We start from the raw sequence: 18,944 nt of genomic DNA on the forward strand, positions 1-18,944 counted from the left end.
CTGCTTGCGATGACATTGCTTTCCGCGCTGCTGATCTCCGGCTGTTCGACCAAGGGCAAGGGCGGCGGAGATGTGGAATTGAAGCTTGGGTTTTATTCCTCCGCTCAATCGGATGAGAAAATGCAGGAGCTGATCGCTAAATTTCATGAAAAGCATCCGAATATTAAAATAAAAACGGAATCCTCACCGTACAATCAGTTCTTTCAGAAGCTGGATACGCAAATTGCGGCAGAGAGCGCACCGGATATATGGCTCTCGGATGGGGTGCTCGTTCCTAAATACGCGGAGCGCGGAGTGCTCAAGGATTTGACGGCATGGATTCAGCGGGATTTGAAAGCAGACGATTATTACGGCCTGGAATTTAATAAAGACGCTGCAGGCAAGTACTGGGGCGTGCCGCAAGGCATCCAAATCGCCGTGCTGTACTACAACAAGGATATGTTCGACGAAGCGCAGGTCGAATATCCGTCCGTGGATTGGACCTGGGACGATCTGAAGACGGCCGCGGAGAAATTGACGAAGGATACCAATGGCAAATACGCCGTAGACTCTTCTTTCGATAAAAACAAAATCAGTCAATACGGTCTCACCTTTTTCAGCATCACCGAAGGATGGATGACGGTGCTGAAATCGTACGGCGGAGGGGTGCTTAACGAGACGCTGGACCAGTCGATCATCGACTCGCCGGAGAATCAGGCCGCATTGGACTGGATAGTAGATGGCATGCAGCGCGAACTGCTTCCGACTCCCTCTGATTTAAAAAGCTTCCAGAGCAATATGGCCCCCTTTCCGAGCAAGGCGGCTGCCATGAGAATTGGCATCTACGCCCGGACGATCGACGCGAATGGGGCGGGCCTGAACTACGACGTGACGCTGCTGCCGAAGGGGCCTGAGGGCAAGCGCTTCTCCCCGGTCATCGCGAACTCCTGGGTGATCAACAAGAAGGCCGAGGGTGCGGTAGGGGAAGCCGCCTGGGAATGGGTGAAATTCTGGGCCACGGAGGATGAGGTCCAGAAGGAGTGGGCTTCGCTGGGCGAGGCTGTGCCCGTCAAGAAGTCTGTGGCGAATTCCGAACAGTTCCTGAGCGGATCGCCGGCCAATAAACAGGCCTTCCTCGACAGCTTCGATTTCGCCGGAACGCTGGATGTTAATGCAGTATGGAGCGAATGGGTCGGCAAATTCAACGACAACATCAACCGGGCATTCGAAGGCGAAACTTCTGTCGAGCAGGCGATGAAGCAGGCGGATCAGGAAGTGCAGAAGGTGCTGGATGAATTTTATAAGAAATAACAGAGCAGCGCATTGGGTTTGAATAGGTTGGATAATTACGGGCTGGCGCCAAATGCCGGCCCTCTAGAATAGCGACAGAAAGCGTGATGATCATGATGGAAAAAACGGAAAAGGTAAGGATGGGAGTCAAACCATTAGCCCCGCGAAGGCGGCGCCTTAATAGCGACAGCAAGTGGGGACTGCTGATGGTAACCCCTTATATCATTCATTTTATTGTGTTTGTGCTAGGTTCGCTGCTTGCCTCCTTGTATTTCAGTTTTTCTCATTATGATATTTTGAACGCTCCGCAGTGGGCGGGCCTGGCGAATTATAAGAAGCTGTTCCATGAGCCGGTATTCTGGAAGGCGATGTGGAACACGGTGTATTTCACGGTACTATTCGTGCCGCTGCAGACCATCTTGGCCTTGATCTTAGCGACGGCATTGAATCAGCGGCTGCGGGGATTGAAATTTTTTCGATTGGCGCATTTTGTACCGGTCATTTCTTCTTGGACGGTCATTTTGTATGTTTCGGATGCGATTTTTAATCCCCGCTTTGGGATCGCCAATTCTTTTCTCCTGAAAATAGGGCTGGAACCGCAAAAATGGCTTCAGGATGAACGTCTCGTCATTCCTCTGCTGGTGATGATCGCCGTTTGGAAAGGGATCGGCTACATCATGGTCATTTTTCTTGCCGGATTGCAGAACGTTCCTTCAGATGTATACGAGGCGGCCGAAATTGACGGAGCTGGCGTATTCCGTAAATTCATGCATATTACGGTGCCATTGATCTCGGGCACGACGTTTCTCGTTCTCATTCTGAGCACGATTTCCACCTTCCAGGCGTTCGAGCAAATTTACGTGATGACGGGAGGGGCGCTCGACGCATCTTCGGCTGGGGGACCGAATAAATCAAGCCTTGTGCTGATGATTTATTTGTATCAGGAAGGCTTCACTTTCCTGCGCATGGGATATGCTTCAGCGATTGCTTGGGTGCTGTTCGTCATCCTGTTCATTCTTACCGCCCTGCAGGTTACGCTTCAGAAAAAGTGGGTGCATTACGAATGAATAGCACAGCATGTCGAAAGGAGGCTCCGGAATGAAGCTGAATGGATTTCGCAAGAGTGCGGGTTACGCTGTCATTATTATTAGTTCGCTTATTATGATTTTGCCGTTTCTGACAACGCTGTTCAATTCCTTGAAAACCTATGCTCAGTATACAGCCTTCCCGCCCAAATGGTTCCCAAGCCCGGTCCAATGGAGCAATTACTCCGAGGTGTGGAAGCTGGGCGCATTCGAGCAATATACGATAAATAGCGTCATCGTGACGGTGCTATCCGTGGGCGGAGCGCTGATCTCATGCTCTATGGTTGCTTATGCGTTCGCTAGACTGCGTTTTCCCTTCAAAAATACACTATTCATGATCGTACTTGGCACGATGATGATTCCTCCGGTCGTGCTGATCATCCCGCAATTCGTTATTTTTAAATCGCTGCATATGCTTGACACGTTGACGCCGCTGTGGATTATCGAGTGGCTGGCCCAGCCGTTCGGCATATTCCTGATGCGGCAGGCGTTTCTCATGATTCCAAAGGATTACGAGGAATCCGCTAAGCTGGATGGTTGCAACCCGTTCCAGATCTATTGGAAAATATTCCTGCCTATGTGCAAGCCGACCTTCGCCACCTTGGCTGTCTTTACGTTTATGACGAAGTGGAACGAGATATTGTCGCCGGCGATCTTCCTGACTTCGAAAGAGAACTTCACTCTGCCGATCGGCATCCTCTCCATGGCCGGGCAGTGGTCGGGCAATGAGCAGTATATGGTTGCCGCGGCGTTGATGAGCTTGATTCCGATATTGCTGGTGTTTTTGTTTGCGGAGAAATACTTTGTGCAAGGCACAAATTCGTCCGGAATAAAGTGACCGGACGAATTTGAGCCAAGGCAAATTCCCCGGAATAAAATGACCGAATGAATTTGGGCCAAGGCACAAATTCGTCCGGTATCAAATAACCGGGAAAGTTTGTGCCAAAGGCAATCTCTTCCGGTATAAAGTAACCCTCAAGAAAGGAGGGGCTCGCATGCCCTATCGGGTCGCACTTATCGGAGCCGGCATCATCTCGCGCAATCACTTGAACGCAATCCGGCAAATGAAGGAGCTGAGCGCGGCGGCCGTTGCAGATATCGACGAGGAGCGAGGCAGAACCGTCAGCGGCGAGTACGACATCACTTATTACAGCGATTATAAGGAGATGATCCGCAAAGAAAAGCCGGACATTGCCATTATCGCACTGCCTCATTTTTTGCATGAGGAATGCGCCGTATGGTGTGCCGCCCAGGGTTGTCATCTGCTCCTGGAGAAGCCAATGGCTCTTAATTTGAAGCAGTGCGACGAAATCCTGAAAGGGGTAAGGGAGGCAGGCGTCAAGCTTATGGTGGGGCATACCCAGCATTACTGGCCGGCCAATCTGCTGGCCAAGACGCTCATTGAACGCGGAGAGCTTGGCAAGCTCATTGCAATCCAGGATACCCGCCATTTGTATTATTTCAATGAAAACCGCCCAGCGTGGTTTCTGGAGAAAGCCAAGGCAGGCGGCGGCATTCTCATGAATCTGGGCGCTCACTCCATTGACAAGATCCAGTGGTTGACGGGCAGCAGAATTAAGAAGGTTAAGGCGGCATTGTCTTTTGAAGGGGAAAAGGGCGATGTGGAGGGAAGCGGCAGTCTTTTTCTAGAAACGTCAAGCGGAGTATCGGCCGTTATTGTGCAATCCGGGTACGCAGGCGTACCCAAGGACGAGACCGAGCTGATATTTGCGCAAGGGATGATCAGGCTCGTTTCCGCGAAAGGGCTGTGGGTGAGCCGGGACGGGCGGTATGAGGAGGTTAAGCCTCCATATAGCTCTGACCCGTTCGTTCTGCAATTCGAAGATTTGTTGCAGGCGATCAGGCAGGATGTCGAGCCGGACAGCTCGGGTGAATACGCTAGATCGGTCATCGCCGTCTTGGAAGCGGTGTACCGCTCGGACGAGACGGGAGTGGAACAAACCGTTGATACAGAGTAATGATAAACAAGCCTCTGTGCAGTTTAGCATTTGCACGACCGGATTAAAGACGATGCCAATCGAACAGATCGCCGCTGAAGCCAAAGGCATGGGGCTGCAAGGAGTGGAAATCTGGCGCGGACATATCGAAGACTACCTGAATCGCGGCGGTACGTTGAGCAAAATGCGGGAGTTGCTGGATTCCAACCGGCTGCAAGTACCCTGCATTAGCGAATACTGCTATTTTACGAAGGGGGGAGAAGCGTACCAAACCGAGCTTGAGAGCCTTCGGCGTTCGGCGGAGTGGGCCAGCGCGCTGCAATGTCCGCGAATTCGCGTATTTGCGGGTCATGTACCCTCTGGAAAGGCGGAAAACGAACATTGGCGCATGGCCGCACAAGGCTTGCGGGAGGCGCTCCAAATTTGCAGCGGTCAAGGCGTTTCTCTTGTGGTCGAGATTCACAATAATACGCTGGCCGACACGACCGACGGCTTAAACAGGCTGCTGGAACCCTATGAAAATGAAATTGAACTTATCTATGACGGGTTCAATCTCTGCGTGGATCGGCTCGATCCGCTTCCGGTACTGGAGCGATTCTATCCGCTGGTCGGCCATGTGCATTTTAAAGATTACCATTGGAACCATGAGGATTGGAGTAAAAGCGAAGCCGTGCCCATATTGCAGGGCGACGCGAATCACGCGGCCATTTTCGGCAAACTGCTTGCCTTAGGGTATCAAGGCTTCATCTCGTTCGAATATTTCGGAGGCCAGGCTCTGGAACTGGCTAAGCAATCGTTGGCGGAGTTAATCGAATACACGCAGTAGCGGGTTCTTGTCCTGAATTAAAGCATATGATCCTGATTCTGGGGGTGGCGAACATGTCGATGAACATGAAGGTAGCAGTCATCGGTCCGCATGATTTAGTCGATGCGGTGCTCCATATTGGGTCTTTGTTTTCTGAGCTGTCCATGCTCCCTGCGCCTTACTGCCACGAACGGGAGACGCTCGAGGTGATCGAGAAAATTCAGGATCAGGCGGACATTTTGCTCTTCACGGGGCCGATACCTTATCAAATCGCTTTGGCGGCATCGCCCGACAAACCCATGGTACACGTGTTTTATTCGGGGACAGCATTGTATAAGGTGCTGTTTGATTGCTACCGTCAGCATATTCTGTCCTTCGATGAGCGGCTGCCAATCAGCGTAGACGTGCTGCAGCGAAACGAGGTGGAGGAGCCGCTTCGGGAAATCGGTCTGCCTATTCGTGACATTTACATCAAAACCTATGCATCGTGCATGAGCCATGAAGAATTCGTCGCCTTTCATTATGACTTATGGAGAGCGGGGAAAGTAACGGTGACGGTAACCTGCGTAACTTCGGTGTATCATCGGCTGGTCGAGCTCGGCGTTCCTGCATTCCGCGTCGTGCCGACGCAATCGGCGATCCGAGACGCCTTGAATTGCGCACTGCTGGAGGGGAAGAGCCTTCGCTACAGCAGCACGCAAATCGCCGTTGGCATTATGAACATCGATAACTTTGAGCAGGTCGCCAAAGAGGCAGCATCCGAATACGACATCCAGCGCAAAAGAATCATCCTGCAGCAAATCTTGATCGATTTCGGGGAAGAAACTCAGTCCTTGATCAAATGGAGCGATTCGGATGAAGTGTCGTTCATCACCACGCGGGGAATTATCGAGCAGGTGACGCGCAAATTCCATGACGCCCCGCTGCTGCTGGAAGTCATGGAGCGGCTGCAGTGGAATGTCAGCATCGGCATTGGCATAGGCCGTACAGCCAATGAGGCGGAAGGCAAAGCGCGCGAAGCGCTGCTCAAGGCCAAGGCAGGAGGCGGCGGCAATTGCTTCCTGATTATGCAGGACGGAATGGTTTACGGCCCGATGGGCTCGGAGCTGAAACTGGAATATTCAGCACGGAGCGAGAACCCCGAGCTTATCTCGTTAGCGAAGATGGTGGGTCTGAGCGTCGGCACGATTAATAAGCTTATCTCCTTATGCCGGAGGCTCGGAACGTCGAAGATTACCGCTGCACAGCTGGCCGAGGGCTTCGGCATTACGCTCCGCAGCGCACGGCGGATTATGGCGGCCTTGGAGAAATACGAGATCGCCTGCATCGTAGGGGAGGAACAGCCTGCCGGCCGGGGCAGACCTCGGCAAATTTATTCTTTGAACCTAGAAGGAGTCGACTATGAATAATATGAGCCTGTTGCAAGTCGCCTTATCTCTAGAACAAGAAATTGTAGCCGTTCGCCGCCACTTGCATCAATATCCCGAGCTTGGATTTCAGGAGTTTATTACTTCAGCGTACGTGGCGGGGCATCTTGAGCAGCTTGGGCTCCAGGTGCAGCGCGACGTTGCCGGCACCGGGGTGGTGGCGCTGCTCGAGACGGGCCGTCCCGGGCCGTGCATCGCGGTACGGGCGGATATGGACGCCCTGCCCTTGCTGGAGCGGACAGGGCTGCCTTATGCATCACGGCATGAGGGCGTGATGCACGCCTGCGGCCATGATGGACATATGGCCATGGTGCTAGGCGCCGCCCGGTTACTGACCGGACTAAAGCACGAGTTGGCCGGGACGGTCAAGTTTATCTTTCAGCCGGCGGAGGAAATGCTGGGCGGTGCCCGGCACATGATCGATGCCGGGGTGCTGGACTCGCCGCGCGTGGACGGCATCATCGGTTTACACCTGTGGCCGGACCTGCCGACGGGCCGCTTCGGCGTAAAGGCGGGGACAATCATGGCAAGCATGGATCATGTCGATATTACGGTCCATGGCCGTTCCAGTCATGGAGCGGCTCCGCATCAAGGTGTTGATGCAATTATCGCCGCGGCTCAGGTGCTCTCGGCGCTGCAGGTGCTGATCAGCCGCGAGAGCGACCCGGCGGACGCCGTTGTGCTGAGCATGGGCTCGATTCACGGAGGCAGCATCCCGAACATCATCGCGGATCAGGTGGAGATTCGCGGCACAGTTCGTGCGGTGAATTCAGCTGCCCGCGAAAGGATGCGAGCCCGTGTGACAGAACTTGCTCAGGCGGTCACGGCCGGAATGAACGCCCGGGCTGACGTTCAGTATGAGTTTGGGTATCCACCTACCGTAAATGATGACCAGTGGATCAGCTACGCCGAAAAGGCGCTTTACGAACTGTACGGAGAGAAAGCAATCCAACGTCTTGAGCATGCGCAAATGACCAGCGAAGACATGGCGTATTACATGGAGCGCGTTCCAGGCGCATTTCTGCTGATCGGCACGGGTGGGGAAGGCAGGGGCAGCTTTCCGCTGCATCATCCCGAGCTTGCCGTCGATGAGAAGTCACTAACCTATGGCGCCGCATATTTGGCGCAATTCGTACGCAACTTTTTACGGGATAAGGACTAATGCCTAGGTGCTATGAAAGGGGGGGATAAAATGATGCTGAGGCCGGAGGAGCGGGTTAGGACAGCACTGGAAGGAGGATTGATTCCTGCTGTTCCGGTTCCGCGATATGCGGATGGAAGGATTCACGACGAGGCTCAGGCCGTTTACGCTTCTTACTTGGCTAACCAGAACATCGCTGGGGTAGCGGTGTGGGCGCATACCGGGAGAGGGCTGCATTTGCAGCCGGAGCAGCGCCGGTATATTTTGCAGTTGTGGCGAGCGGCCCTGGGTCCCTCTAGAATGGTCATTGCGGGGACAGGAGCGCTGTCCGACGATGCTTTATGCATGGTTGATCGAATCGAGCGTTGGCGAATGGACAGTAAAATCATGGCCGAGGAAGCTATCGCTGGGGGAGCAGATGCTTTGCTCGTATTTCCGCCTGTCCTCCTTCGCCAGCTGCCGGATCATGAGCAGGAAGCGGCCGCGGTTGAATATCACCGCGATTTGGCTCGGCTCGGCATTCCGCTATTTATATTTTATTTATATGAGGGAGCTGGCGGATGGTCGTATTCCTTGAATTTGCTGCGGGAGCTGCTGTCCCTGCCCCATGTGATCGGCATCAAAATAGCGACGCTGGACAGCATCATGACGATGCAGGACGTTGCCCGGCTTCTCGCCGAAGAGTTCCCCGGCCAGCTGCACATCACGGGAGAAGACAGGATGTTTGGTTATGCCCTGATGCGCGGCGCACGCAGCGCGCTCGTTGGCCTTGGCACCGCATTTCCGAATATTCAGGCGGACTTGATCAAGGCGCATCGCGCACAGGATTATGCCAGGTTTCTCGACTTATCGGAGCGCGTGGACGGATTCGCCGAGGTTACTTTCACGGAGCCGATGGATAAATACATTTTAAGAATGCTTCATTGCCTGGCCATTGCCGGCGTCATTCCGCAGGAAGCGGCCTATGATATTGCAGGATACGAAATGACGGAACAGGAGCTGGCTTTGATTCGCCAGGCGATTGATAAGTACCAGTTATATTAATCTGAAAATAATTCAAAAATCAAAAAGGCTCTCCATTTGCCATCTAACTGGCTGGAGAGCCTTTTTGCGCTCAGAAAACGACTTCGATTTCCTTCTCCTTCAGCATGTCCATCCATGCCGACTCGGGCTCCCGGTCCGTGATGAGCATGTCGATATCATCGAATTCCATGAGCTTAACGAATGCTGTCTTATCGAACTTCGAATGGTCTGCAAGCAACAGCACTTTACCGGCTTGGCGCAGCATAGCTTTCTTCAACTCGCATTCCGGTTCGTTGGAATCCATGATCCCCTTGCCGAGGAATAACGCTTTGCAGCTCATGATTACCTTGTCCACGTTGTATTTCTTCACGACTTCCTCTGCGTTCGTGCCGACCAGGGACATCGACCGGGGACGCAATGTTCCGCCAGTGGAAATGATTTGAATTCCGGTGTTCAAATATTCATGCAGAATATGAATCGAACTCGTGATGACGGTCAAATTTTTGCGCTGGTGCAGAAGCTTCATAAGCTCAAGGGAGGTAGAGCTAGGGTCCATCATCAAGGTATCCCCGTCATTGATCAGGTCTAATGCTTTAGCAGCGATTTGCTGCTTGATTTCCGAATTTGTGGCATTCCGGGTCGTAAAGGGCAGGTCTTCATTAGTATGGCTATTTAAAATCGCGCCTCCATAGGTTCGGGTGACGATGCCTTCCTTCTCCAGCTTCTCCAGATCACGGCGAATCGTTTCTTCTGTAACGTTGAATTTGCCGCTGAGCTCCGAGACGAGGACGCGTTTATCCGTATGCACCATATTGATCATAATTTGGCGCCGTTCAGCTGCTAGCATAGAAACTCCTTTCTCCGTGCTTCATTATGCTCCTTATTATATGTTTGAAAAAAAGAAAAGTATAGTTTTGTTACAAAAACGTTAACGAAAGTGAATAAAACAGGTAAAACAACATTTATTTATGTTTGATTACGTTGACTTGGTATACAAACACAGGTACGATGTGGGTAGAAGAAAGAAGTTTAGAGGGTTTGAAAGATAAGAGAAGGGGAGAAACCGCGATGACAACTTTTAAACAGCAACCTTTATCCTGTACGCGCAAGCTGGATATTCCTTTTGTGAAGGAAATGGCGCAAATTACGCAGCATATGTGGAGGTTTGGCTGGGATGAGCGGAACGGCGGAAATGTAAGCTGTATTCTTGATGAAGCCGAAGTGTCGGAGTACCTGGATATTCATGAGGTGATCCGTACGATCAAGCCTGCCTTTCCCGTGCATGAACTGGCTGGCCGCTACTTTATCGTTACCGGTTCGGGCAAGTACTTTAAGAATGTCGTTGCCGACCCGGAAGGAAATCTTGGCGTGCTGCGCGTCTCGAAGGACGGAGAGCAATTAGAGCTGCTGTGGGGATTGAAAGACGGCGCAGTGCCGACGAGTGAACTGCCGTCTCACTTCATGAGCCATATCGAACGCTTGAAGGTCGATCCAAATCACCGCGTCGTCATTCACAACCATGCGACGAACGTCATCGCCATGACTTTTATTCATGATTTGGATGAAAGAAAATTTACAAAGACGCTCTGGGAGATGTGTACGGAATGCATCGTCGTCTTCCCGGACGGCATCGCCGTTATCCCTTGGATGGTACCGGGCTCCAGCGAAATAGGCATGGCAACGGCGGAGAAAATGCAGGACCACCGGGCAGTGGTATGGCCGCATCATGGCATTTTTGGCACGGGCAGCTCCATTGACGAGGCCTTCGGGCTCATTGAAACGATTGAAAAGGCGGCGCAAATCTATATGCTCATCGTCAATCAGCCGATCAGGCAGCGAATCACCGACGGGGAGTTGGCTGAGCTGGCCCAAGCATTTGGCGTAACGCCGCGGGAAGGCATTTTGAACACCAAATAACTGTAATAACGAATTTTTTCATACACGCTGTGCTGCCCGTTCGTGCGGCGTCATCAACGAAGCGTTCACAGGACGCTTCGTTTATTTCTGTATTCGATGGGTGTAACTCCGGTGAATTTCTTGAAGATTTTCGAAAAGTAGCTTTGGTCGTGATAATTCAGCAAGGCCGATATTTCCGAAATGGGTCGATTCGTAAGCAGCAATAGGGATTGAGCTTCTTCAATTTTGGTTCGCTGAATATATTCCCGTAGGGAGCAGCCGACTTCGCGCTTGAACAGCGCGGATAAATAATTGGGATGGAGCGCGGCTTTTTGGGCCAAATCATTCAAGCTGACCGGGTCGTACAGATGTTTGAACATATAATCCAGGCAAATATTGATCGGCTTGGAGTATCGGTTCCGTTTGGCTTGATGCACGCGTTCCGCATAATCGGACAGCACTTCCTCGATGAAATAGTCGACCGCCTTGCTGTCATTGAACTCTTCGACATTTTGAATATACAGGTCACTGATGGTCAAGGCGGTTTCATATTGCAGTCCGCCTTCCACTGCGGCCCGGGTCGCCAGGGTAATGACGGTTATCGCGAGATTTTTCTTGCTTCTGAGCTCGCTCGTTTTAGAGAGAAGCCCGACTTCGCCGTAATGGGGGAGCTGCCTCCAGTTGCGGATAACCTCTTCTTTATTGCCTTCCTTTATTGCTTGCATTGATTTTTTCTCGAACAAGGCATCATGATGCATGGCTGTATTCTGGCGGCGTTCGGAGATCGTAAGAATCGGATCCTCGATTCCTTTAAACACGCTCGTTAACGAACGGCTGTGCGTATAGACAGAGGCAGGATCAAGCTCCTCTTGATACAGCATATAGTGCAGATGCATTGCAGCATAAACGCAGTCCGGGATCGACAGCACGGGGAGGGAGCGATAGTAGGCCGCCAGTTCGCCATGCAGGTCGTGTTCAATGTCGAAGGACTGAATTTCCTCATCGGCCAGCTCCCGCTCTGTTGTCGGACCAAGCAGGATGGCCCCTTTCTGTTCCTCGTCCATACGAACTGGAACGGAGATAAAGGTCTCCGAATCATCCGTTCTGAAAAGAGTGGGCATATGTCCGGTTTGCGTTGCGCAAAATTGAGACAACCAGCTGTTTTTGGACGAGAAATGAGGGTTTAATACAAAATTAGCGGAGAATTCGAGCTCGATCTTTTTATGCTCATTCAAATAAAAGACCGGAATTTTAAAAGAGTGCCACATGAGCTTGCAAATATATTTCAATGAATGGCAGGCTGGCAGAGTCATGACATAATCTCCTTTTTGGTTCTTACTTCGAACATAGCATATTCCGGCGATTTCCACGATAATTCCCATGAAATAATGTTAAAAGAATATCAAAAAGCTTAAATAAACACCATAAATAATCAACTGCTCTTCTTATAATAGATATATAGTTCTTGAAAGCGATTTCGCATGGAACAGGAGGAGCCTATGAAAAGAGATGTTAAATCATTAATTGCCCAAATGACGTTGGAGGAGAAAGCCGGATTATGCTCGGGACTTGATTTCTGGCATTTGAAAGGAATCGAACGTCTGGGCATTCCTTCTATCATGGTGACGGATGGGCCACATGGCCTGCGCAAACAGGCGGAAGGTTCCGACCATTTAGGACTGAATGAAAGTGTGCCGGCTACCTGCTTCCCGTCGGCCGTCGGCTTGGCCAGTACATGGAACAGGGAGCTGATCTGGCAGGTTGGCGAGGCGCTGGGCAAGGAATGCCAGGCAGAGAATGTGGCGGTGCTGCTCGGACCGGGAGCCAATATCAAACGTTCGCCGCTGTGCGGCAGAAATTTCGAATATTTCTCCGAGGATCCATACCTCTCCTCGCAAATGGCGGCGAGCCATATACGCGGTGTGCAGAGCCAAGGGGTAGGCACGTCGTTAAAGCATTTCGCCGCCAACAATCAGGAGCATCGCCGGATGTCGACCGATGCGGTCGCCGACGAAAGAGCGCTGCGCGAAATCTATCTGGCCAGCTTTGAGTATGCCGTTAAGGAAGCCGAGCCTTGGACGGTCATGTGCGCCTACAACAAAGTAAACGGCGAATACGCTTCCGAGCATGAAGGGCTGCTGACCGATGTTTTAAGAGATGAATGGGGCTTTGAAGGTTTTGTCGTTTCCGACTGGGGTGCGGTCAATGAGCGCGTAAATGCGCTTGAAGCAGGATTGGAGCTGGAAATGCCTTCGAGCAACGGCCTCGGGGAGCAGAAAGTGATCGCGGCTGTCCGAAATGGGATGCTTCCGGAAGCGAAGCTGGATCAGGCTGTGGAAAGACTGCTGAACATTATTTTCAAGGCGGTTGACGAGAAGCAGGAGAACGCTGTTTATGATCGGGAGGCGCATCACCAGCTGGCCAAAGAAGTAGCCATGGAAAGCATGGTGCTGTTGAAAAATGAGGATCAGCTGCTGCCGCTTGCAAAGCAAGGGAAGATTGCCGTGATCGGTACTTTGGCGACACAACCTAGGTACCAGGGCGGAGGCAGCTCGCATATTTTGCCGACCAAGCTGGATAATGTGTACGAGGAGATCGTTCGGGCGGCGGGCGGAGCAGAGGTGTCATTTGCCGAGGGCTACCCTCTGGAACATGATGAAATCAACGCGGAATACATTGCCAAGGCGAAGGAAACGGCGCAGAATTCGGATGTGGCTGTATTGTTTATCGGCTTACCCGACCGTTACGAATCGGAAGGCTATGACCGTGAGCATCTCAGCATCCCGCAGAACCAAATCGCTCTGATCGAAGCAGTGGCTGCTGTTCAGCCGAATCTCGTGGCGGTGCTCAGCAACGGGTCGCCGATTGAAATGCCGTGGCTGCCTAAAGTAAGAGCGGTACTTGAAGGCTATTTAGGCGGGCAGGCTCTCGGCGGTGCGATTGCTTCGCTTCTGTTCGGCGATGCGAATCCTTCCGGCAAGCTTGCTGAGACGTTCCCGATGAAGCTCAGCGATAACCCTTCTTATTTGTATTTCCCGGGTGACGGGGACAAGGTGGAGTATAAGGAAGGAATATTCGTCGGCTACCGTTATTACGACGCCAAAGAAATCAAGCCGCTGTTCCCGTTTGGGCATGGATTGAGCTATACCGAGTTCAGTTACCGGGATATGTCGATCAGCGCAAAGGAAATCAAGGATTCCGATACTGTGGAAGTCAGCGTATTCGTAAAAAATGCGGGGAAGACTGCCGGTAAAGAGACTATCCAGCTCTATGTGAGAGACGTGCAAAGCAGTGTAACGAGACCGGAGAAAGAGCTGAAAGGCTTTGAGAAGGTCAGCCTAGAGCCGGGAGAGGAGAAGAAAGTTACTTTTACTCTCGATAAACGCTCCTTCGCATATTACAATGTCGAGTTAAACGATTGGCATGTCGAAACGGGGGAATTCGAAGTGCTGATCGGGAAATCTTCCCGTGAAATCGTGCTGCGCGACACGCTGCTTGTCCGTTCGGGCACAGCGATCAAAATGAAGGTGCACCGGAATACGCTGGTCGGAGATTTGCTTGCCGATCCGCATCTTTCTGCGACAGCGAAGAAGCTGCTCGATAAAGTGAACGAGACGCATCCTTTTGCGCAGATGAGCGATGAGGGGAACATGGCGGAAATGCTGGCAGCGATGATGAAATATATGCCGCTGCGCGCGTTGGTTAATTTTGGTGGAGGTACATTTACGGAAGAAATGATGGAAGAAATGATCGCGACGCTGAATGCAGCAAATGCTGCTTCTTCCTGAGAATAACAAGACAACACCCGCAGCTTGCAGATATGCTTCGCTGCGGGTGTTGTTATGTAGAATAGCTGCAGTGAGTTTCTTGTTCCCCTAAATTTGCTTGTTCTTCAGCAGATCGCGGATTTCAGTGAGCAGCAGCTCTTCTTTGCTTGGTTCTGCGGGTTTATCCGCCTTTGGCTCTTCTTTACGCTTCAATTTACTGAGCAATTTTGTGAAGAGGAAGATAGAGAAGGCGATGATCAGGAAATCGATCACGGTTTGTATGAACGAGCCGATTTTGATCGTTGCTTCATTGACCTGGATCACGATGTTCGAGAAATCGCGCCCGCCTAGCAATATACCCAAAAGCGGCATGATCAGATCCTCGACGACCGAGCTGACAATTTTCCCGAACGCCCCGCCGATGATGACGGCAATGGCTAAATCCAGTACGTTTCCTTTAAATGCAAATGATTTGAACTCTTTCCACATGAATGTCCCTCCTGACGGTGTTCAAACTTAATATAAGATTAATTGAGCTTAAGTTACTTGGCAACAAGAAAAGCCCAAACAGAGAACTTGTAAAAAATAGTGACAATGGTGATGGCCAATATCCAGGATGATGGTATAATGCATAATTAGCGGCTTTTAATAACGAGTTCAACTAGAAGAAGGAGTTAACAAGAAAATGTGGCTGTTATTCGCTTCTCTCGCTGCGATCAGTTTTGGTCTGCGCGGTATTTTGTACCATTGGTCATCAAAACAGGGATTGGATCGTAATTTAATGCTATTCGGGGTATTTTTTACCGGAGCGCTCGCTAGTTTAATAGGCGGCTTCATATTTGGACAGAGCTGGACGTTGAGCGCGCTTACAGGCGTATTTATGGGAGCGTTTTCTTTTGTGGCGAATGCCTGCATGTTCCAAGGATTCGCTGTTGGCAAACCGTCGATCATCGCAATTCTGACCGGGCTCCCGCCTGTCGTTGTCGTCACGCTGGCCTACTTGATGTGGGGGGAGACGCTGTCCCTAGGGCAGATGCTTGCGTTTTTCCTCATCGTAGCAGGAATTTTGACAGTTCGATATTCGAATGACCTGCGAATCGGGAATTTGCAGGGAGCGCAGTGGGGATTGCTGGCGATGGTATTTTTCGGCTTAAACGATATGGCTGGCAAGATGTCAACGCGCTTGGAAGCTGAGCTGTTTCCCACGTTATTTTACATGTTCTCCGTCGGATCGATCTGTTTTGCTGCTTGGTGGCTGATCGATAAAAATCGCAAACGGAAATCAGCGGCTTCCGGCACATACGAATCCTCTGCGGAGGAGGGCAAGTGGAATGAAAAACGAACTTTCTTCAGCGGCATGGCGATCGGTTTAACCAATTTTTTCGGAATGATTCTGATCATAACCGCATTTAAATTTGGCATTACGGGGCTGGTGTCGGCCGTTGTCGCAATGAATGTGCTATTAATTCTTCTTTATACTCGTATCTTTGTAAAAGAGAAATTTAGAAGGCTCGAAGTCATCGGCATGTCCATATGCATCATTGGCATGATTGCGCTGCGTGTTTTTTAATAGCAACTTGAAGCAAGAGTGGTATGTCTTTTTGACATATCACTCTTTTTTATATTGATGCTAACAATTAATAACAATATTTATGTAAAATATAGAAATTAATAGTTTCATATGCTATATTATGGCTAGGGTTGTTGTAATTAATTGGAAAATAACTAACAACAAACCTAATTTAACGAAGGAAGGTGGTAATTTAAACGGCTTGTCAAGGATTTCATAGATTTTGTCGTATTAGAAAGGAGGGCAAGGATATTATGGGAAAATGGGTGAAACGAAGCGGGATATTTTCTTTCGCCCTAATGTTAGCGCTTACAGGGAGTTCAGCTCTAACAAACATGCCAAGTGCTCATGCTGCGGCCTCGGATTATAACTATGCCGAAGCGTTGCAGAAATCGATTTATTTCTACGAGACACAGCGTTCCGGCAAATTGCCTGATAATAATCGCGTGGAATGGCGCGGGGATTCCGGGATGAAGGACGGTGCTGACGTCGGCCGGGATTTGACGGGTGGCTGGTATGACGCAGGGGATCATGTCAAATTCGGTTTTCCGATGGCCTATACCGCAACGATGCTCGCGTGGTCTGTATACGAGTATCGTGAAGGATATGAGCAGTCCGGCCAGCTCGATTATATCCTGGATAATATCCGCTGGGCGACCGATTATTTTATCAAAGCCCATACGGCTCCCAATGAATTATGGGGGCAGGTAGGAAACGGTACAGCGGATCATAACTGGTGGGGACCAGCCGAAGTCATGCCTATGGCGCGGCCATCCTATAAGATTGATGCAGCCCATCCAGGCTCGGATCTGGCCGGTGAGACAGCTGCAGCGCTGGCTGCCGCCTCTATCATTTTCAAGGATACGGATGCTGCCTATTCGGCAGAGCTGCTTAAGCACGCGAAACAGCTCTATCAATTCGCGGATCAATACCGCGGATCATATTCGGACAGCATCACCGACGCAACCCAGTACTACAAGTCCTGGAGCGGTTATGCCGATGAATTGAGCTGGGGTGGCGTGTGGCTCTATCTCGCTACGAAGGACGAAACTTATCTTAACAAGGCTATAGCCGCAAGCAGCGAATGGGGGACGCTGCAGTCTGGTGGCTGGGATTACAAGTGGACGCATAACTGGGATAACAAGCAATATGGCGCCCAGCTTCTCTTGGCCCGGATTACCGGCGATTCTCGGTTCGTACAGTCTACGGAACGGAGTATGGAATTCTGGACGACAGGCGTCTCCGGAACCGGTGAACGAGTCTCGTATACGCCTGGAGGACTTGCTCATTTGGATCAATGGGGGGCTCTTCGTTATGCTGCAAATCAGGCATTCCTTGCTTTCGTATACTCGGATTGGGTGACTGATCCCGTCAAGAAATCACGTGCGCGTTCATTTGCCGAAAATCAAATATTGTACATGCTGGGGGACAATCCTCGCAACAGCAGCTACGTAGTTGGTTTTGGCAGTAATGCACCTCAGCATCCGCATCATAGAACCTCGCATGGCTCCTGGGCGGATAATCAGCAGACTCCTGCGAATCACAGGCATATTCTGTACGGAGCTCTCGTTGGCGGGCCGTCCAAGAACGACAGCTACACCGACTCGATCGGAGATTATGTGTCGAACGAAGTAGCCACGGATTATAATGCCGCCTTTACGGGGGCGCTTGCGAGAATGGTGCTGCTTCATGGACAGGGACAGCAGCCTCTTCCAAACTTCCCAGCACATGAAGTTCGCGACGACGAAATGTTCGTCGAAGCCTCAGTGAATGTGAGCGGCAGCAATTTTGTGGAAATCAGAGCTCTGCTCAATAACCGATCCGGCTGGCCTGCGCGCTCCAGCGATAAGCTGTCCTTCAATTATTACATTGATCTCAGCGAAGCAGTTGCGGCAGGCTACGGCCCCGAGGATATCACCGTTTCTGCCGGCGGATACAATCAGGGAGCGACGGTATCGCCGCTTAAGCCGTACGATGCAGCTAATTATATTTACTATACGACGATCGATTTTACCGGAACTGCGATTTATCCCGGAGGGCAATCAGCGCACCGGAAGGAGGTCCAATTCCGGATCTCGGCTCCGCTGAACACAAATTTCTGGGATAACAGCAATGATTTTTCCTACCAGGGCATTGCGTTGAATGCTGCTGCTCCCGCTAAGATGAACAATATTCCGGTCTATGATGCTGGTGTTCATGTGTTTGGACAACTGCCTTCCGGCGGAGGAAATCCGGGAACACCGACTGCTCCTGCTGCGCCCAAAGGCGTCAAGGCAACGTCCGGAAACGCCCAGGTTGATCTAGTCTGGAATGCATCAGGCGGCGCAAACCTATATGTGGTGAAGCGTGCGCAAGCCGACGGAGGACCATATACCGTGGTTGGGGAAACGACGGGGACGACCTATAGCGATCATGGCGTGGTCAATGGGACGACCTATTATTACATCGTTGTTGCCAGGAACTCTGTCGGGGATAGTCCGAATTCGCTGCAAGTAGGCGCAAAGCCCCAAGAAGGGACAGTTCCGGCTGAGGGTGGATTGAAGCTGCAATACCGCAATAATGATACCAATCCGGGCGACAATCAATTTCGTCCGCAGTTTCGCATTGTCAACACAGGAACGACGGCCGTTGCCCTCAGCGACGTAAAGATTCGCTATTATTACACGATTGACGGGGACAAGGCTCAAGAATTCCATTGTGATTATGCGGTGGTAGGCAGTGGGAATGTAACCGGGAAATTCGTAAAGCTTGGCAACGCGGTTCCCGGGGCGGATTATTATTTGGAGATCTCATTCGGCTCAGGGGCAGGAAGCTTGGCGCCTGGAGCGGATAGCGGAGAAATTCAGATCAGAGTCAATAAGACCGACTGGTCGAACTACAACGAATCGAATGATTATTCGTACAACGGAACACAAAGCGGTTTTGCTGATTGGGACAAAGTAACAGTGCATCTAGGTAGTAATCTTGTATGGGGGATTGAGCCCTAAAACAAAGAATAGAGAG

Annotated in this window: 15 protein-coding genes; 12 read left to right on the forward strand and 3 right to left on the reverse strand. The window is 51.1% G+C overall.

Annotated elements, in window-relative coordinates; genetic code table 11:
• Positions 1-9 precede the first annotated feature (9 nt).
• The 8 genes from ACYUJT_RS05615 to ACYUJT_RS05650 all read left to right on the forward strand — a co-directional run bounded on the left by ACYUJT_RS05615 (position 10) and on the right by ACYUJT_RS05650 (position 8,729).
• Positions 10-1,290 (forward strand): ABC transporter substrate-binding protein, encoded by a 1,281-nt coding sequence (locus tag ACYUJT_RS05615; protein ID WP_460319785.1) that lies wholly within the window; start codon positions 10-12, stop codon positions 1,288-1,290.
• 119 nt (positions 1,291-1,409) lie between these two features.
• A complete protein-coding gene (locus tag ACYUJT_RS05620) occupies positions 1,410-2,336 on the forward strand; it encodes a carbohydrate ABC transporter permease (RefSeq protein WP_460319786.1) in 927 nt (308 codons plus the stop codon).
• 31 nt (positions 2,337-2,367) lie between these two features.
• A complete protein-coding gene (locus ACYUJT_RS05625; protein ID WP_460319411.1) occupies positions 2,368-3,192 on the forward strand; it encodes a carbohydrate ABC transporter permease in 825 nt (274 codons plus the stop codon).
• Positions 3,193-3,349: 157 nt separating this feature from the next.
• Positions 3,350-4,333 (forward strand): Gfo/Idh/MocA family protein, encoded by a 984-nt coding sequence (locus ACYUJT_RS05630; protein WP_460319413.1) that lies wholly within the window; start codon positions 3,350-3,352, stop codon positions 4,331-4,333.
• 16 nt (positions 4,334-4,349) lie between these two features.
• Positions 4,350-5,138 carry a sugar phosphate isomerase/epimerase family protein gene (locus ACYUJT_RS05635; RefSeq protein WP_460319415.1) on the forward strand — a complete coding sequence of 263 codons (789 nt, stop codon included), beginning with the start codon at positions 4,350-4,352 and terminating at the stop codon, positions 5,136-5,138.
• Positions 5,139-5,164: 26 nt separating this feature from the next.
• Positions 5,165-6,526: a transcriptional regulator gene (locus ACYUJT_RS05640; protein ID WP_460319416.1), complete on the forward strand. Its 1,362-nt coding sequence runs from the start codon at positions 5,165-5,167 to the stop codon at positions 6,524-6,526.
• Positions 6,519-7,706 (forward strand): M20 metallopeptidase family protein, encoded by a 1,188-nt coding sequence (locus tag ACYUJT_RS05645; protein WP_460319417.1) that lies wholly within the window; start codon positions 6,519-6,521, stop codon positions 7,704-7,706. The genes ACYUJT_RS05640 and ACYUJT_RS05645 overlap by 8 nt, the downstream gene beginning before the upstream one ends.
• A gap of 30 nt (positions 7,707-7,736) precedes the next feature.
• The gene (locus ACYUJT_RS05650; RefSeq protein WP_460319419.1) at positions 7,737-8,729 is read left to right on the forward strand and encodes a dihydrodipicolinate synthase family protein; all 993 of its coding nucleotides are present in this window, start codon (positions 7,737-7,739) and stop codon (positions 8,727-8,729) included.
• Between the two features lie 70 nt (positions 8,730-8,799).
• Here the strand turns inward: ACYUJT_RS05650 and ACYUJT_RS05655 are convergent, their stop codons facing one another.
• Positions 8,800-9,555 (reverse strand): DeoR/GlpR family DNA-binding transcription regulator, encoded by a 756-nt coding sequence (locus ACYUJT_RS05655; protein ID WP_460319421.1) that lies wholly within the window; start codon positions 9,553-9,555, stop codon positions 8,800-8,802.
• A 221-nt stretch (positions 9,556-9,776) separates the two neighbouring features.
• Between ACYUJT_RS05655 and rhaD the strand changes: the two genes are divergently transcribed.
• A complete protein-coding gene (rhaD, locus tag ACYUJT_RS05660; RefSeq protein WP_460319422.1) occupies positions 9,777-10,625 on the forward strand; it encodes a rhamnulose-1-phosphate aldolase in 849 nt (282 codons plus the stop codon).
• Positions 10,626-10,690: 65 nt separating this feature from the next.
• Here the strand turns inward: rhaD and ACYUJT_RS05665 are convergent, their stop codons facing one another.
• Positions 10,691-11,668, reverse strand: coding sequence for a helix-turn-helix transcriptional regulator (locus ACYUJT_RS05665; RefSeq protein WP_460319423.1), 978 nt, complete (start codon positions 11,666-11,668; stop codon positions 10,691-10,693).
• Between the two features lie 435 nt (positions 11,669-12,103).
• Here ACYUJT_RS05665 and ACYUJT_RS05670 point away from each other — a divergent pair, with 435 nt between their 5' ends.
• Positions 12,104-14,392 (forward strand): glycoside hydrolase family 3 C-terminal domain-containing protein, encoded by a 2,289-nt coding sequence (locus tag ACYUJT_RS05670; protein ID WP_460319424.1) that lies wholly within the window; start codon positions 12,104-12,106, stop codon positions 14,390-14,392.
• 87 nt (positions 14,393-14,479) lie between these two features.
• Here the strand turns inward: ACYUJT_RS05670 and mscL are convergent, their stop codons facing one another.
• Positions 14,480-14,860, reverse strand: a complete 381-nt coding sequence (mscL, locus tag ACYUJT_RS05675; protein WP_460319425.1) for a large conductance mechanosensitive channel protein MscL — start codon at positions 14,858-14,860, stop codon at positions 14,480-14,482.
• 196 nt (positions 14,861-15,056) lie between these two features.
• Here mscL and ACYUJT_RS05680 point away from each other — a divergent pair, with 196 nt between their 5' ends.
• Together ACYUJT_RS05680 and ACYUJT_RS05685 are read left to right on the forward strand one after the other, a co-directional pair.
• On the forward strand, positions 15,057-15,941 hold the full coding sequence (locus ACYUJT_RS05680; protein ID WP_460319426.1) for an EamA family transporter: 885 nt from the start codon (positions 15,057-15,059) through the stop codon (positions 15,939-15,941).
• 335 nt (positions 15,942-16,276) lie between these two features.
• Complete coding sequence (locus tag ACYUJT_RS05685; protein WP_460319788.1) at positions 16,277-18,928, forward strand: glycoside hydrolase family 9 protein; 2,652 nt, start codon at positions 16,277-16,279, stop codon at positions 18,926-18,928.
• The last annotated feature ends 16 nt before the right edge of the window (positions 18,929-18,944 follow it).

Source organism: Paenibacillus sp. YSY-4.3, from assembly GCF_054767475.1.